The 16,654-nt window shown below is 48.3% G+C and carries 15 protein-coding genes and 1 tRNA gene; 6 read left to right on the top strand and 10 right to left on the bottom strand.

What is annotated here, in order from left to right; translation table 11 throughout:
* The first annotated feature begins 7 nt into the window (after positions 1–7).
* The gene (yidD, locus tag KME11_08750) at positions 8–247 is read left to right on the top strand and encodes a membrane protein insertion efficiency factor YidD (GenBank protein MBW4515299.1); all 240 of its coding nucleotides are present in this window, start codon (positions 8–10) and stop codon (positions 245–247) included.
* Positions 248–261: 14 nt separating this feature from the next.
* On the opposite strand, the gene KME11_08745 is transcribed toward yidD, so the two are convergent.
* The gene (locus tag KME11_08745) at positions 262–720 is read right to left on the bottom strand and encodes an FHA domain-containing protein (GenBank protein ID MBW4515298.1); all 459 of its coding nucleotides are present in this window, start codon (positions 718–720) and stop codon (positions 262–264) included.
* A gap of 146 nt (positions 721–866) precedes the next feature.
* Positions 867–939: transfer RNA gene (locus KME11_08740), tRNA-Ile, on the bottom strand.
* Positions 940–1,062: 123 nt separating this feature from the next.
* On the opposite strand from KME11_08740, the gene KME11_08735 reads away from it, so the two are divergent.
* The 4 genes from KME11_08735 to KME11_08720 all read left to right on the top strand — a co-directional run bounded on the left by KME11_08735 (position 1,063) and on the right by KME11_08720 (position 5,567).
* A complete protein-coding gene (locus tag KME11_08735) occupies positions 1,063–1,731 on the top strand; it encodes a hypothetical protein (protein MBW4515297.1) in 669 nt (222 codons plus the stop codon).
* Positions 1,731–3,302, top strand: coding sequence for a hemolysin family protein (locus KME11_08730; protein MBW4515296.1), 1,572 nt, complete (start codon positions 1,731–1,733; stop codon positions 3,300–3,302). Before KME11_08735 ends, KME11_08730 begins: the two co-directional genes overlap by 1 nt.
* On the top strand, positions 3,299–3,757 hold the full coding sequence (locus KME11_08725; protein ID MBW4515295.1) for an EVE domain-containing protein: 459 nt from the start codon (positions 3,299–3,301) through the stop codon (positions 3,755–3,757). Before KME11_08730 ends, KME11_08725 begins: the two co-directional genes overlap by 4 nt.
* A 61-nt stretch (positions 3,758–3,818) precedes the next feature.
* Complete coding sequence (locus KME11_08720) at positions 3,819–5,567, top strand: PAS domain-containing protein (protein MBW4515294.1); 1,749 nt, start codon at positions 3,819–3,821, stop codon at positions 5,565–5,567.
* On the opposite strand, the gene KME11_08715 is transcribed toward KME11_08720, so the two are convergent.
* The 3 genes from KME11_08715 to rsmA all read right to left on the bottom strand — a co-directional run bounded on the left by KME11_08715 (position 5,513) and on the right by rsmA (position 7,723).
* Positions 5,513–5,851, bottom strand: coding sequence for a DUF3082 domain-containing protein (locus KME11_08715; GenBank protein MBW4515293.1), 339 nt, complete (start codon positions 5,849–5,851; stop codon positions 5,513–5,515). The genes KME11_08720 and KME11_08715 overlap by 55 nt on opposite strands.
* An 85-nt stretch (positions 5,852–5,936) precedes the next feature.
* Complete coding sequence (locus KME11_08710; GenBank protein ID MBW4515292.1) at positions 5,937–6,878, bottom strand: 4-(cytidine 5'-diphospho)-2-C-methyl-D-erythritol kinase; 942 nt, start codon at positions 6,876–6,878, stop codon at positions 5,937–5,939.
* A gap of 8 nt (positions 6,879–6,886) precedes the next feature.
* Positions 6,887–7,723, bottom strand: coding sequence for a 16S rRNA (adenine(1518)-N(6)/adenine(1519)-N(6))-dimethyltransferase RsmA (gene rsmA, locus KME11_08705; protein ID MBW4515291.1), 837 nt, complete (start codon positions 7,721–7,723; stop codon positions 6,887–6,889).
* A gap of 165 nt (positions 7,724–7,888) precedes the next feature.
* Here rsmA and KME11_08700 point away from each other — a divergent pair, with 165 nt between their 5' ends.
* Positions 7,889–8,617: an SIMPL domain-containing protein gene (locus KME11_08700; protein ID MBW4515290.1), complete on the top strand. Its 729-nt coding sequence runs from the start codon at positions 7,889–7,891 to the stop codon at positions 8,615–8,617.
* Between the two features lie 190 nt (positions 8,618–8,807).
* Here the strand turns inward: KME11_08700 and KME11_08695 are convergent, their stop codons facing one another.
* The 5 genes from KME11_08695 to rpmB form a co-directional block, all read right to left on the bottom strand.
* Positions 8,808–9,314 (bottom strand): prepilin-type N-terminal cleavage/methylation domain-containing protein, encoded by a 507-nt coding sequence (locus KME11_08695; protein ID MBW4515289.1) that lies wholly within the window; start codon positions 9,312–9,314, stop codon positions 8,808–8,810.
* Between the two features lie 58 nt (positions 9,315–9,372).
* On the bottom strand, positions 9,373–10,353 hold the full coding sequence (locus tag KME11_08690; protein MBW4515288.1) for a type II secretion system GspH family protein: 981 nt from the start codon (positions 10,351–10,353) through the stop codon (positions 9,373–9,375).
* Positions 10,354–10,405: 52 nt separating this feature from the next.
* The gene (locus tag KME11_08685) at positions 10,406–11,122 is read right to left on the bottom strand and encodes a type II secretion system GspH family protein (GenBank protein MBW4515287.1); all 717 of its coding nucleotides are present in this window, start codon (positions 11,120–11,122) and stop codon (positions 10,406–10,408) included.
* An 80-nt stretch (positions 11,123–11,202) separates the two neighbouring features.
* Entirely contained in the window at positions 11,203–16,044 is a 4,842-nt protein-coding gene (hpsA, locus tag KME11_08680) for a hormogonium polysaccharide biosynthesis protein HpsA (GenBank protein MBW4515286.1), read from the bottom strand.
* A 308-nt stretch (positions 16,045–16,352) separates the two neighbouring features.
* A complete protein-coding gene (rpmB, locus tag KME11_08675) occupies positions 16,353–16,589 on the bottom strand; it encodes a 50S ribosomal protein L28 (GenBank protein MBW4515285.1) in 237 nt (78 codons plus the stop codon).
* Between the last annotated feature and the right edge of the window lie 65 nt (positions 16,590–16,654).

The following is a 16,654-nucleotide window of genomic DNA, read 5'->3' as shown; positions in this document are numbered from 1 at the left end:
CAACTTCATGAAATGGGCGCTGATTAAACTAATCAAAGGCTATCGAACCTTGATCTCGCCGCTTTATTTGCCGACCTGTCGGTTTCAGCCCACTTGCTCACAGTATGCAGTGGAAGCGATCGCCCGTTTTGGGGCAAGGCGCGGAAGTTGGCTTGCTCTCCGCCGCATCACCCGTTGCCATCCCTTCCATGCTGGCGGCTACGATCCTGTTCCTCCTCAAGCACCAGACAACATCAGTGAAGGTTAACTTTCTTGCCGCTTCTATAATTCTTCATCTTCCTCCTCGTCTTCGTCCTCCTGATCTTCTAGGTCATCTGTCATATTGGGACTAATTAACGTAATGTCGTATTCATCAGGAGGAACCGTTGTAATGGCTTCTCGCTTCAACAAGTAATAGATTGCTTGAACCTGTGGACCAAAAACCACCCGATCCTGATCATGCAAATCATGAGCCTGAAACTTACGCCCATTAATCAGCAGACCATTGGCACTAGGCTTGCCTTTTAGATTGCCATCAACAATGCGGTAGTAACAACTGCCATCTTCGTTGGGAAGTTGTACCAATGTTGCATGGCGGCGCGAGACAAACTGAGAAACCAAACGGATGTCACATTTAGGATCTCTGCCAATAGAGTAAACGGGACTATCGAGGGTGTATTCTCGCCGTCCTTTGTCATCTTCAATAATTAATAAATGGCTTTGGTGCGGGGCTGAAGTCATCAGTCATAAAATTCGAGCAACTGCTCAGAATGGCTATATCACTAGGAATTAGAACCCATGAATCAAGGGATCATTCAATATTCTGACCTATCCTAGCTCTGAATCTCGTTTTTCAGATGACAAACTTCAGATTTTATGAATTTTAGTGCGCCGTGCTGGAATCGAACCAGCCTGAAGGCGAATTATGAGTTCGCTACCTCCCCAATCGGTCAACGGCGCTTGACCCAGAAAGATTCTTGAGTTTCTCAAAAAGAATCTTTTGACCAAACCTTAATTTTTCAACGCTCGGCTCCTATTGTATCCTGATGCAGTATAAGTAAGCAGTTCTAGACGTTATAGATTGTGAAAGTTAATCCAACCGTAACTTTAACCCTAATTTTGTTGTCCCTGATGGTGGGCGCAGGCATTACCAGCGCTTCTTGGGGATATAAGCTAGGCAGAGAAGCCTTGAAAGGAATTACCCAACCCGATACTCGCCCCATTAATAATATTACGGATTCACAAGGCAAGGCTTTGCGCCGGGAAGGAAGTCTCGCTTTTTTAAAGGAGAGTGACATCCTCGCTAATGTCAAGGCTCGGATGGGGGGCACTGCTGGAACCGCCAGTTTAGACACAGCAGATAAGACAGAGCCTGCTAAGGCTAGCCCCAAAACTAATGCTGCATCTGGGTTGCCTTTATTTGCTGAAAGCCGAGCGGTGACGTTAGGCGTGCAGGCAGTTCGTAAACAGGGTGCTTCCTTAGTGCTGGACATCAGTATGCAGAATAACAGCGCTAAAGCGGTGCAGTTTCTTTATAGCTCTATGGAAATTACCAACGACCAAGGGCGGTTATTAAGTGCCTCTGCTCAAGGTCTACCTGAAGAGTTGGCTCCTAATGGCGAACCCGATAAAGGGACAATTACTGTGCCGCTAAACTTGTTGGATGGGGCTCAAAGCTTGTCTCTGTCGCTAACAGATTATCCTGAGCAGCAAGTCCAACTGCGGTTGTCGGGCATTCCAGTGGAGAAGTGATGCCGTCTCTTTTCCTCGTTGGCGCGATCGCCCCTGATACACTGCCTCCCCTAACTGGGTCGGATGTGTTTATGCGACTGTTTGCAGTATTTCTCTTGATTACCATTAATGCCTTTTTTGTCACAGCTGAATTTTCGATTGTTTCGGTACGACGATCGCGCATCAATCAACTAGCAGCAGTTGGAGACGTTCAGGCAAAAACGGTTCAGCACTTACAACAAGGTTTGGGTCGTCTGCTCTCTACTACCCAATTGGGCATTACATTGTCTAGCCTAGCGCTGGGTTGGATTGGAGAAAGCACAATGGCAGTGCTGCTGACAACGCTATTTCAAAAGCTGCCGTTACCGTTAGCAACTCGCCAAACTCTCTCTCACTCGATCGCCATTCCTGCCGCGTTTGCCCTGATCGCTTACCTACAAATTGTGTTGGGCGAACTTTGCCCCAAGTCCCTTGCCCTGCTTTATCCTGAGCAAATCGCTCGGTTTTTGGGCACGCCTAGCTTGGCGATCGCTCGGTTCTTTAATCCTTTCATTTGGGGCTTAAACCAGTCCACTCGCCTGTTGTTGCGCTTAGTCGGCATTCAATACACTGGTCAAGGCTGGTATAACCGGGTCACACCCGAAGAACTCCAACTCATTATTAGTACAACTTCTGAGTCACCGGAGCTTGAACAAGAAGAACGCGAACTGCTCACCAACGTTCTAGAATTTGCTGAAGTCACTGCCCGCGAAGTCATGGTTCCCCGGACTAGCCTCATGGCAATTTCTAGAGAAGCGACTTTTCAAGATCTGCTCCATGAAATCGCCGAATCTGGTCATTCTCGCTATCCCGTCATGGGCGAATCGCTGGATGAAATTTTGGGAATCATTTACTTCAAAGAATTGGCAGAGCCGCTAGTTCAAGGCGTTTTAACCTTAGACAGTCTCATTCACCCCTGGATTCGACCTGCCCAATTCGTCACTGAGTACATGCCGCTCAACGAGCTACTGAGCTTCATGCAGCAGCGTGGACAAGCAATGGTCATAGTCATTGACGAGTTTGGTGGCACAGCAGGATTAGTCACGCTAAAAGACCTGGTTGCCGAAATTATTGGAGAAGCGCGTGAAGAAAGCCCTGCCGAACCTAGCGTCCAAATGATCGATGACCAAACCTTCCTGGTGCAAGCCCAGATGAACTTAGAAGAAGTCAATGAGTTTCTAACTCTAGATTTACCGCTAGCTGATGAGTACCAGACGCTAGGCGGCTTTTTGATTTTTCAAATGCAGAAAATCCCAGTGATCGGGGAACAATTTCTTTACAACGGCTGTGAAATGACGGTAGAAACTGCTGAAGGTCCTCGTCTCGACAAAATCCAAATTCGGCGGCAGTTGCCTGCAATGGAACAAGATGAATCAGGGGAGGAAGATATTCCTCGCAGCGACCTTGCCGCGATCGCCCAACCCTCTGAGCATCCGACTCCTAAAGATTCTCCTGAAGATTCCCTTGCACCCGAAGAAAACCCTACCCGTATTTTTTTAAACTCTGATACGGAAAACTCTGATACAGGAAACTCTGATACAGAACACTCATGAACTATTGGCTCATGAAATCGGAACCCGATGTCTATGGCATTGCCGATTTAAGGCGCGATCGCACCACGATTTGGGATGGCGTTCGTAACTACCAAGCTCGTAACTTTCTTCGGGAAATGCAGCCCGGCGATCGCATCTTTTACTACCACTCCAACACAATCCCTCCAGGTATTGTCGGTTTGGCAAAAGTAGCAGAAGCCAGAATCATCGACCCTAGCCAGTTTGAAGCGACCAGCAAATACTTCGATCCCAAATCATCTCCTACTGCTCCTCGTTGGCAAACAGTAGCCATAGAGTTTGACCAAATGTTTGCCGAGATCATTACCCTAGATGCCCTCCGCCAAACCTTTACCCCCGAAGAACTTTTGGTGGTGAGGCAGGGCAATCGACTATCAGTCCTTCCAGTTCTGGCAACAGTAGCAGAGCGGCTTTTAGCGATCGCGCAAGTATCGTAGCTTCATCTCACCCTCTTGATTTTCCATTTGCATTAGGGTTGGGTAGGATGAGAGTAGGCAATTGTCCACAGCAGTGGAAATCGCGATCGCCATTATGCATAAGCCTGTCATTATTTGTGTTGATGATGAGCCCCTCGCCTTAGAAAGCCTGCGAATTGTGCTGAAAGAGGTTTTGGGCAGCCATTGTCTTATCGAAACGGCGGCAGGTGGGCAAGAGGCACTTGATCTGATGAATGAGCTTCAGAAGACAGGCGCTGAGGTTGCTCTGGTTCTAGCAGACTATTTGATGCCAGGGCTGAAGGGCGATGAGTTGTTAAAACAGATTCATCAGCGATCGCCCAAAACCCTGACTATTATGCTCAGTGGACAGGCAGACTTAGACGGTGTTAGCAATGCCATCCGCGATGCCAAGCTCTACCGTTACATTGCTAAGCCGTGGCAACTTCAAGATTTAAGCTTAATCGTCAGCGAAGCCGTGGCAAGCTATGAAAAAGATCAGCAGCTAGAAGCTCACAGGTTCAAAATTCAGTCTGTTAATCAAGAACTTGCCCAACTGGTGCGTAAGCTTGAGCAAGCGAAAGAAGCTCAGCAGCAGTCCGAGGCAAAGTTAAAAGATGTTGTCAATAGCGCGATCGCCTCCATTACCAGCTTTCGCATTTCTACTGAAGGCACATGGGAATATGACTACCGTTCCGCAGGCTGTGAGCGCGTATTTGGCTACCCACCGCAAGAACTTCTAGAGAACAAAGATCTCTGGCGATCGCGCATTCATCCCGACGACTTAGAACGCATTATTTTCCCCGCTTACCAGAAACTCTCTCAAGGCATCACGCCTATAACCGTTGAGTACCGCTTTTTCCACAAGGATGGCTCTCTCTGCTGGATCTCTTCTGCGATTACTTCTCGCCGTGACCAAACTGCTAATTGCTGGATCGTTACCAGCGTTGAAACAGATATTAGCGATCGCAAAGTTGCTGAAGCCGCACTCGCTGAACTTTACCAACAAATCCAACGGCTCAATGCCAACTTAGAACAGCAAGTCGAAGAACGAACTGCCCAACTTCAACAAAAAATGCAGGAACTGGAGGAACTCAGCCAGCTTAAAGACAACTTCCTCCATGCCGTTTCCCACGACCTGCGTACTCCCCTCATGGGTTCACTGCTAGTCCTCAAAGATATCCTCAGTCACTCTGAAGATTCTGTGACAATCTCTCGCTCTGTTGTTACCCGAATGATAGAAGGAAGCGATCGCCAGCTTCGTCTTCTCAACTCGTTGCTAGATGCTCATTACAACGAAATTCAAGGCATGGAACTCCACCACGAATCCATCCACCTGGGCAGACTCGTTCCCCAGATCATCCTAGATCTCACCCCACTCATTACGGTCAGTCAAGCCACCCTTATCTGCTTAGTTTCTCCAACCTTTCCCACCTTCAGCGCCGACCCCGTTCAACTTCGACGAGTCTTCGAGAACCTAATCACTAACGCTTTAAACCATAACCTTCAAGGCATTACTATTACCGTTCAAGCCCTCCTAGAACCTACCACCATTCGATGTAGCGTTCAAGACAATGGTAGTGGCATTGCAGCAGAAGATTGTGATTTTTTGTTTGACCGCTATACCCGCCGTAACTCTCGCTCTCCTGGCATTGGTTTAGGACTATACTTGTGTCGCCAAATTATCTCCGCCCATGGCGGCGAAATTGGCGTGAGCAGTGCTCCTGGAGAAGGATCTACATTTTGGTTTACATTGCCTTATGCTGATTCATCTAACTTTGCCCCAGAACGCAGATTCAAGATTACCAGTTGAATCCCTAGTGCCAGTAAACCTAACGTCGAAATGGCAAAAATTGTGGTACCCAGCGTACTCATGCCCACAACTAAAGTGCGCACTGCAACGGCAATATTGGCAGTAGCGACACTACCCCTGGGGAGCGGTTGCGCTGCAAACGCATGAGTAATAGATGCAGTGAGAGAATAGAGCGCGATCGCCAAACTTGCCGAAATCAAAGCCCCTATAAAACACCGCAATGGCGTAGATTTGCGGCTGGGCGTAGCAGGAACTAAATTTTCGGTTGGAGTTGAAGTTGCCATGACTATCCTAATTTCTTTTTTAAAGATTCCTTTCCTTGCTGATCTTTTCGGGGGCGAGTGTGATTTCATCTGATAGATCTGAACCCTATGGAACTACCTGGATTCCCATATTGATTAGCCGTGTTGTCCACATCTCTAAATTTGGATCGGGCAACAGATCTCGTAATTCCTGCCGAACTCGCTCTGCTCGAAACTGTGATTCTATCAACGCAAACACCGTTGACCCCGAACCCGACATCATCACTCCCAGCGTCTCAAGTTGCCTAAGCTTATCTCGTAGTTCAGCAACTTGGGGATGTGCGGGCAGAACAACCTTCTCCAAATCATTGTGCAACAGCTGCCCAATTCGCTGACTATCCTGACAGGCGATCGCCGCCACCATAGAGCCTGAATGCACACGCTGTTTCCGTTCTACCAAATTGTTGAGCGCGGCATAGGTATTTTTAAACTGCTGACGATAGGTTTTGTATGCCCACGCTGTCGAAATAGGCAAATTTCGATATTTGGCTAAAACGGCATAGAGATTGTCTAAACTGCGAAGCGACGATAGCTGCTCACCCCGCCCCGTCGCGATCGCCGTTCCTCCTACAATACAAAACGGCACATCAGAACCTAGCCTTCCTCCTAACTCTTGAAGCTCCGATTGCGTTAGCCCCAAGCTCCACATCAAGTTCAACCCTACTAGCACCGCCGCTGCATCCGTCGAGCCACCTGCCAACCCTGCTCCAATAGGAATTCGTTTCTGAATCGAAATTTCCACTCCCCCATAACGGCCGTAAGCTTCTGAAAACTGTTCCGCCATCAGCGCTGCCGCTTGGTAAGCCAGATTACTTTCATCAAGTGGAACCTGTGGATCATCGCAGTGAACTCGAATCGTTTGAATGCCATTGGGGCGCAAGGTAATCCGATCTGCTAAGTCAATGCTTTGCAGCAGCATCGCCAACTCATGGTAACCATCAGGGCGATCGCCAATGATTTCTAAGTACAAATTAATCTTGGCTGGGGCAATCAGAGAATAAGAGTGCATATTTTGATTTAATCGACTTGATTTAATTCAGTTTGATTTAATCGGTTACTAAGCGCTACCCAATTCGCCACGCTCAAATCTTCTGCCCTAACTTGAGAGTTTAGACTCAATTCTTCTAAAAGTTGGGCAAGGCGATCGCGCTCCACCACACTAGTTAAGTTATTTCGCAGCATCTTCCGCTTTGTCGCAAACCCCATCTTTACCAAAGCATCTAAGCGTTTCGGATCATTTGCGGGTGGCGCAGTAGGGCGAGGCGTTAGCCGCACGACTGCCGAATCAACCTTTGGCGGTGGCTGAAATGCTCTTGCTGGAACCTCACAAATCCACTCGCAGTCTGCTAAATACTGTACCCGTACCGAAAGACCACCAAAAGCCCTGGAGCTAGGACGCGCAGATAATCGCTCTGCCACTTCCTTTTGCACCAACAGCACAATGCAATCAAAGGGACTGGGATTAGGCAGGGCGATCGCCCCTAGCAGCTTCTCTAAAATTGGCCCCGTAATATTGTATGGAATATTGGCAACTACCTTATTAGGATTTTGAAAGTTAGGAAAACTTTCTAGCGTATCGGCTAAATTCATCGTCAAAAAATCGCCCTGAAGCAACAGAAAATTATTTCGCTTGCCCAACTGCTCAACCAACAATCTACATAAGTCGCGATCAATTTCCACTGCCAGAACAGCTTGCGCTAAAGGTAATAGCCGCCGAGTCAAAATCCCTGTACCGGGCCCAATTTCAAGAACGCGATCGCCCTTTTTAATCCCCGCTGCTGTCACAATTGCATCCAGAGCCGCCTCGCTCTTTAACCAATGTTGACCAAATTGTTTACGAGTCTGAGGAGGCATAAGAATTGCGGGTCAGTCGATATAAGGAGTACGTTTCTAAAACGGTAACCTATTCTGCTAGACAGTTTAGAGATGCCAGATTAGGAGCATCAGGATACCATTCAGTCCTATCCATTACTCATTAATAATGCAATTCTTTGTGAGGAGTTCTCTATGAAATCTCTAATGTCTTCAAAACGCTCAATTGGCGTTTTCGCGGCTCTCCCTCTTTTCGTCGGGTTCCTAACTCTAACAATGGTAAATCCAGCAATGGCAGAACAACAAATGCTGAGAACCTTAACGGTCACAGGTCAAGGTACAGAAATGGTTCCCACTACTTTATCTCGCGTTCAGCTTGGTGTTGAAGTGCAAGGGGATACCGCAGAAAAAGTTCAGCAAGAAGCCGCTCGGCGATCGGCAACAGTTGTTGAATTGGTGCGATCGCGCAATGTTTCTAAGCTGCAAACAACCGGTATTTCTCTCAACCCTCGCTATGATTACAGCAACAATGGCGAACAAAAAATTGTTGGCTACACTGCTACCAATAGCATTAGCTTCCAAGTCCCCACCGATCGGGCAGGCACAATTATGGATGATGCCGTCAAGGCAGGCGCAACTCGAATTGATGGCGTGAGCTTTATTGCCGATGAAGCCGCGATCGCCACTGCCCAGCGTCAAGCCATCCGAGAGGCAACCCAAGATGCCCAAGCCCAAGCCGATGCAGCATTAAGCGCCTTAGGACTCGCCCGCAAAGAAGTCGTTAGCATTCAAGTAAATGGTTCAACGCCTCCACCGCCTGTATTCTACCGAAGCGAAGCATTAGCAGCTAGAGTTGCAGATGCCCCGACTCCAACGCCAGTAGTCGGTGACGAACAAGAAGTCCAAACCTCTGTAACACTCCAATTTAGCTACTAAATAAGAACAAATCACGGCATTGCTGAATTGCGTGAAACTCGTGTCCCCCTGCCCTCTCAGGGAAGGGGTTAGGTTTTTACAACGCAGTGAGCGAGACCTCTCCCCAAACCCTTTCCTGAAGGAAAGAGGCTTTGAAGGGATTCATACTCTCGTTTAGCAACGCCGTTTTGTTGACTAAATTATTCGTTAATTAATTACAAGCTGTATCTTTAGCTGTCCGCATTGCCCCCAAAATCGTTTCTACAATGACACAACGTTTTGAACCACTAGCCGGAGGAGCCGTCACCGCAATTTTAATACCCTGCGCGCCAATGCTATTAACAATGCTGCCATTTGCATTGAACTCAATGCAAGACGTGGTTGGGCAGTTGAGGCTAGTGGCACCATTGACGATCGCCATTCCTGCCATACCAGGTTTTAGGGCACCGTTTCCTAAAACAGTGGTTGCTCCTAGTACCGTAATCGTGGGTGGATTAGCAGCAGTATTAAAAACGACGGTTTGACTCCGCTTAGTGCGAACGGACTGTGATTGAGCCTGTCTCAGCGCTTGTAGAATCTCGTCATTGACAGTGCTTACCCGACGACCATTCAAAAAAGACAGCCAACTTGGGGCAGCGATCGCCGCCAAAATGCCTACCATCGCCACCACCACCAATAGTTCAATTAACGTGAAACCACTATCATCTAAACGCTTCAGCAGTAGTCTATTCAGCGGTAGTCTATTCATCATGCCTCAAATGCATAAATCAAGTAACTTAATTGGTGGGCACCCTTCCTAACACACCCCGACTTAAAACCCGCGTCTCCAAAGTCGGTAGGAAGGGAGAAGCAAGGGAAGCGCCAGGTCTACCCGCAACATTGCCTCGCAAGTAAATCAAGACATCCTGGCTGTCTCCAAGGGTTTGGCGATCGTTGACGCAAGCATAGAAACTCCGAACACCTGCCTTAGGCGAGATATCATAGCTCACACCTGTCGTTGTTGCATTAGGACACGCTCCAGCCGATCCAGCGTTATCTACAAAGTCAACCAACGCAGCAGGTGTGACACTGCTAGGACGAGCCGTTTGAAGATTGACTAATCCAGTTTCATTTGTGCCGTAAGGCCAAGTATCAAAGTTATTGTTATAAACTCCTGGATTGACATAGCCTACTGTCGATGCACCTGTAGAACTAAACTCTGTCAGGGCATAGCGAGTAATTCGAGCATTTCCTTTCCAAGTATCATCGGGATCATGTGTACTGAGTGAGTAAACAACCAAAGCGTAAGAACTTCCGTTGCTGCAAGAAACTCCTGCGGGGGGCGTGCTTCCAGCACAAGCAAGTTTGATTGCATCAGGAAAGGGCTGTTGCTTCCAAAACGCGATCACCGGAAAGCTGTTCGTACTCAGGCTAGTAGGGAGAAAATCCATGAGGCTTTGGCCATTCCGACGAGGTGGAGTACTTGGTGGATTTTCTGGTGCCAGTACCTTGCCAGTGTAGACGTAGACCGCATCCCTCATTTCTGTACTGATGTAGTTCAACGCAAGCTGCATTTCCTGCTGAGTTGTAGACTGTGCCGATTCACGTTGGTCAACGCTCATTAATTGAACCACAATGAACAATAAGCCCGAAACAATGCCTCCAGCGATCGCCGTCGTCACCAGCAATTCCAAAAGCGTAAAGCCTTTGATACTGTTTCTACGACGAGAAGAAAACCAAAATCGTTGAAACCGAGATAACAGTTTACGTTTAGCCATTTGCTTTAAAGCCTAATACTCAGTCAAAGTTTTACCAAAGTGTTCCTTAAACCTAGTTGCAAGAAGCGCTTAATGCCCCTGTCTGCGCTGACGGTTGGTGATACGAGCAAAGTGCATTGCCCTGATCACTCTGGGAGAAAGGAGTATAAAAAACTGCTAACGGACGAGTTCTGCGATTACCCTCGCCGCCGACTATTTGTAAAGAAGCAGGTTTAGTTTCTAAAGGGTCTGGTGAAGCTTTTGCCGCCAAAATTGAATACACACGAACACCTAGGTGAAAATCAGATGGAGTAAGTGCAGAACCTCTGATCGTTCCTTCTGTCCGAAAAGTCTGCATAAAGAAATCAGCCTTGCAGTCTCCATCCACATCGACTCTCAACCCCTGATTAACTGCAACTTGCTGACCATTGTTGTAATTTGTGCCACAGGTTTCTGCGGAAGACTTCAGAGGAGAACTGGTTGAAGGTCGAGCAGGAGGAGGAACGGCTTCTAGGTTGCCGCTACCTGTGGCGATCGCAGGTAGGCGAGCAAGAGTTAGATTTTGACCATTTTCTCTGGCAAGTGTGGCTCGTACCCGATCAACCTCGCCTTGAGCAATTTGCATAGCCTGCTCTGCTTGTCTGTTTTGTACTCGTGTGGCAGCGGCAATGACAAGAGGCGGCGTAATCATTGCCATAGTTAATCCGATGACCATGACCGCCATCAAACACTCTAGTAAAGTTAGTCCCTGCTCTGAAGATTTTGGCAGGCGCACTTGAGACGTTGCCACGGTAGTTCGTCTCATCCATATGAGTTCTCGCAAAATGAAAAGGGGTGAAGACATGATTCAGATTCTTCTACAAAGGTAAGTTATGAGCAGTTCGTTGAGATGCTGAGACAGAGATTTTTGATGTAAGGATCGTTCGCGGCAGGCTCACTGTAGAACTCGCTGCGAGCAGGCACAGAAGCTTTGAACCTTCGAGCAACTGGACCAGCAGGGGCATACTGAAGACCCACGTCATAGCCCCAAATACGGTTGGGAGCATGGTAGTAACTGATCCATTCATTACTTCCAGTTCCGGTAGTTGGAGCAGCCTCACCAGGTTGCCAGTTTTGTTGATCAAAGGGGGCAGTTGCGTAGGTACTGAAGTTTAGCTGTAGGAATGCGCCGGAGAGGAACAGTTTTTTGCCTGACCAATTCTCTAGGAAGCGAGGGAAGTTGTGTAAACCACCATAGGATTGCCCCTCGCGCGAAGGCACAATGCCGCTGATCATAATCATGTTCATCTGAGTCCCATCAACACCATCAATCCGACTACGACCCGCAGCAATGGTGCTATAAGCGCCTCTATAGTCACCAGGGGGGCTAATAGTCATAGGGTTACCTTGGGGATGAATGAAAATCGGAGATTCTCCTTCAATTGCTTTGTTGCTACCTGTGTCAAATGCAGCCCATAGGCTATCTATAACGTTAGAGCGCATCCATCTCACCCCGTTTGCACTGGTGACCGAGTCTGTTAAGCGAGGTTGGTTACCGTAGGAGGTCTCATTGTCACTGTTACTACAGCCATACCGTTGACTCACATTGACATAAGATCCATTGCTAGCAGTCATGAAGCTATCTTCTATACTGCCGTCACAGAAGTTGCTGGATAATGGCGTTACGGCATCGGCTAGAACTTCGCTGGGTCGCCACTGGTCAGCAGTGGGAATGGAGAATTGAGTGTTGTCGAGAGTGTCCCGGGTATAAAAATTGCTGAAGTCAGCGGTGTTTAGTCTTTGTGCAGGCGTAATGAACTCTTCTAACCCACTGCCTCCTTCTGTTTCGGTTGCACCAAAGGTTTGATGCAAATTAAAGGGCCCTTGAACATAGGCGGGGTTGTCTGTAATAAACGATAACCCTATGCCATTGTCTCCTGTACGTCTGACGGTAACGCCATTGCGAAGCCGGAACCCATGAGGGCGGCGATCGGGATCAGCAAAGAAATCTACAGGTTTAGGTGTAATACCTAGCGGGCTAAGAGGAGGATCAAAGTTAGCGTCGTAACTATCGCTAGTGCGCATTCGGCAGTTATCATCATTTTGCAGAGAACCAGCCTGTAATGCTGCATCACTGGCGCAGGTTGCCCAGTTCCCTTGTTTAGGTCTAGCAATATGGGCTTCAGAAACAGCGTCTTCGCGGAAAGCGTAAACGATGCCACTCTTGGGCAACCAGAAGTCACCAGCAGGAGTAGTACTGGTTCGCATGAGATCCAGATCTAGATCGAGAGTGCGCACACTCATAAGTTCTCGACCGCTATATAAACTTGCATCCTTGAAGGGAACTCGATATCGAGAAGCCGACATTGCAGGTGCCCGTCTAGCAATACTTTGAGGCTGAGAGCAAGGACTTGTAGCGCAAACCTTAATCAGGTTTTGACTGTTGTTATTGGGCGTTGTGCCATCGGTGGCAGCAACAGCAGGGAGTTTCCAAGCTTCGGAGCTTCCCATGCCTTGTGTTCCGCGAGGAAGGGTTGCAACAAGTTCGGGTTTAACTACCTTGTACTCGGCTGAAGCATTTGCCGTGAATCTAATATAGCTGTCGTCGCCGTCTGATCCTCGCACGTTCCATTGCTGGTTTAGAGGACGATCTGATCTGATATCCCCATGATTTTGAAAACCAGAGGGTGAAGAATACCATGTATCAATAGTGGCAGTGGCAGGGGGGAGGCTAGTTAGCCTAGCAGGAAAAAGGGAATAGAGGATAGGATACCGAGGGCGAGAAGAACAAAGTCGTCTCAGTTCGTCTAAGGTGGTAGGATCGCTCCAAGCCTCACATTCTCCAAGTGGGGATGATGGGAGCGGATCGGGATTTAGTGAACCATAAGTACCAAAGAAACCATAGGTGCGATCGCGCGCAACTTGCTCTCTAGTGATTAAAAGCTGAGCGAGATAAATAGCTCTGGTGAGCTTGTCGCGTTCAGGATCTACTGGGAGCAATCTATCACGCCAACGTTCCATCAAACGAACATAGGTTTCTGGATTATTAGATGCCCCAGAATCTGTAGCCATCTTCCTCATGTAATCGCTTTGGAGACGACTGATTTCGGGAACAGCAAGTTTGATCTTGGCAATTCTGAGGTCGGTATCAGGAATAGCGTCGTTAGTGGCAGCATCAATGAGCCGGATATAGCCTCTTAGTCCTTTCTTGTCATCACCAAGAGGATCGATCGTAAGGGGAGTATTAGTCGTTCCGAGTAAGTCAAGCGCCGCACCTCCTAATCTTGTAGTCAGTGTGTCCTCGCTAGGTGCGCCATTAACTTTAGGAAGCTTCTCTAAGTAATCAATGTTGTATGCCAACATCCCCAAGGTGCAACCTGCTGTATGCAGAGTAGTCTTATCAGCAGGGCTAAGTGCATCATAGGAAATTCCACTCCCTTCCATCCGGTTAATGACCCGCCGCAGCATTGAAAAGTCTCCCCACATTGACATCACTGGATAAGGAGCAGTGGTGGGCGAGGTTTCTGGTGGCGGTGGAAAGGACGGTGTGCCACCCCGAGGATCACCAGCAAACTGTGCAAGGTTTCGGAGCGCCGTTCGTAAGGGGCTAGTGGAAGTGGTGAAGTCTGTGAGGGAAGGCACTTTATATTCCCACCCATTGGTTCCTCTGCCTCGGAAAAAGTCGCTAATAATAAGAGGCTGAGCTGCACTCGTGTAAGGCGCAATAGCATTGGCGGGCAAGCCATACGCCAGGTTTTCAAACGTGCCGCTTTTATCAAGGGTGCCAGCCGTGCCAGGATGCACCGTGGTAGCAATGCAGGCAAGGGGAAAATCTAGATTGCCACCCGCGTCACCAACAGCATGATAGACGGCTGTAGCTTGTACAGATGCCAGGTTATCCCATAGAGTTTTTCTCTGGCGTGCCTCATTGCAGCGGGGAGTGTTACTGCCAGCACATCCAGACCAAGGACGTAAAGGCTCTTTACTAGCCCCGAATGCCCCATCATTAGGGTCAATTCCATAGGCTGGGTTGAGAGGTGTTTCTCCAGGGCCACCCCATCCAGCCGGGTCGCCTAGTTCCAGCCGCTGACCTACAATAAGGCGCAGCCCTTCTCGACGAGCACGACGTTCCCAGTAACCGTCTAGTCCTATGTTCGTACTATCTCCACCTGGAGGCGGGTCATCGCCTGTCAATTCTACTTTCCCAACAATTGGAGTACCCATGGACAGAGCTGGAATCCGCTCTCTTTCCGGGCCCCAACGCGGTTTAGGCCCCCAGCGGTTGTCAGCTCGGAAGGTGTCATCTACGTAAGGGGTGTCCTGAGCCAGATTGTACATCCGCTTTTTCTGGTTTAGCTCTCTGTTTTTCCAGTTGGGATCTCTCTCACTAGCAGGATTGGCAATAGAAGGCTTGCGGCTCACAGAGATGTCGTCTGTATGCAGCTTCACTGGGTCTAGTGCAAAGTCAGCAGGTTTCAAGCCGTTTCGCTCTAAAACAGAATCTTTACCTGGCGACATCTCACTATTGCGCACAGGCATAATGTTAGAACCGTTCCAAAGGTCAAAACTAGGCGAGCCTCCAAAGCTATTGTCTCTAACGGTACCAGCTAGAAATTGTCCTTGGAAGGCAGGTATGCCTTGAGCGACATCGCCCTCAGAGTTGCTAGTGGTAATTTCAGAAGCGTCTTGGGTATAAAGGCAAGATGCGATCGAGCTAATCATGTAGCCTTTAAAGGGACCATTAACAAAGAAGCTTCCCTCGCTGTGCATAGCACCGTTCCAATTGAACGTAGGACCAGGAAAGATTTCTAGGTCATTACGGAACCAGGCTGCCCACTTAAAGCCTTGGTTAGCCTGCCGATCTTGTTGAAATTCTATGGTGGCAATTGCGCCATTGGGGTTATCTGGCAGAACGTAAACATCGACCTGAAAATTCTTACGAAGGATAGTCGTATTGACTGGATCTTTGAACCAGCCTTGACCGTCAGTACTAGGAACGCCTACATTTTCACCCGTTGAAGGTCTACAACTACTGATCTGAGTAGCATTGCTTAACGGAGTATTACGAATTTGGAGTTTGGCGGCTCGATTGGCTGCTCCCCCAGTGTCTCGTGTGTCTTTTAACTCGCCTATATTTGCAGGTGCAGGCGTTTGAAAAATAATAGAGTAAGCAATAGTTGCGTCTAGCGTCCCGTCTCCGTTGGTGTCGGCTCTATATTTCCAAGCATTGTCCGCGCCGCCCCCATTAATGTCGAGACGGCTTTCATTTAGGGCTGCATTGCTGTCTGTAAAGGTGTAAGGATCAATGCCGCTCGGATGAACTGCCACTCCGACCCCATCGTTTAGCATCATATGAAAAAGATCCTTTTCAGGGGCAGCAACCCTTCCACGCGGATCACGGTTGACATCAAAAAGAAATTCTAGCTTTGCCTTAGCTCGGTCAAGGGCGGGAGTAGCAGCGTTGTAAATGACTCGTTGCTGGCGTTCACCAATAGTTTGTTGAGTTCTAGTGAACGTGCGAAAACCGATCGCCCCAACCGTCAAGGTGACGACCAGCAGCAGCAGAATTGTGGTAGGCAAGACGAACCCGGCTTTTGCCCAGCGCGGCTGTCTACCCAGTACCAGTAAACTGCGCAGGAGCCAACTGATCAATCCTTTAGTGAAGGATCGAGCCATTCGGCTGATTTGATTGAGAAGCGTTTGAGCGGCTCTGATGATTCTGGGCGTTGACATATCGCTGTCTTCCTATCAAACGGAATAGCTGGGAAGTTGACATTAGAGCCAAACAGGAAAATCCTGGTTTGTTTCTTGGTAGACCTATCGAATTTAGGATGCCCAGCTTGATTAGGAAAACAATCATGCGATCGCCAGATCGATGTAAAAAAAGATTCCTTTACTTCTCTATCAAATACGTAGATAAGCAATAGGGCTACCGTTAACCCTTGGTAAAAAGCTAGATTAAAAAAAGCGGAGCAAACCCTTAAGGCTTCCTCCGCTTGTGTATTACCCAGAAAATTAAATTCGTGCAAATGCTGCAAGGATTAATATTTTCTGAGGTCAATGCCTGCTTCCTTTGCCATTGCATCAAGACCTTTACGCTCTAGAGTCTTGATTGCTTTGGTGGAAATGCGTAGCTTGACCCAGCGTTTGCCTTGCGCCCACCAAACGCGCTTAACTTGAAGATTTGCTTCTTGAACCTTCTTGGTGCGTCGGTGAGAGTGGGAAACGGCATAGGCATTGTTTGCCTGTTTACCCGTGAGGTCACAACATTTAGCCATAAAAATTACTTGGGGTGCTTGGTCACAGTCCATCATTATATAGGGTGATGAGAGACTTTGCTCCA

Source organism: Timaviella obliquedivisa GSE-PSE-MK23-08B (assembly GCA_019358855.1).
Lineage (GTDB): Bacteria > Cyanobacteriota > Cyanobacteriia > Elainellales > Elainellaceae > Timaviella > Timaviella obliquedivisa.
Note: the sequence above shows the minus strand (reverse complement) of the source record. Positions and strands in the feature narration are given on the sequence as shown.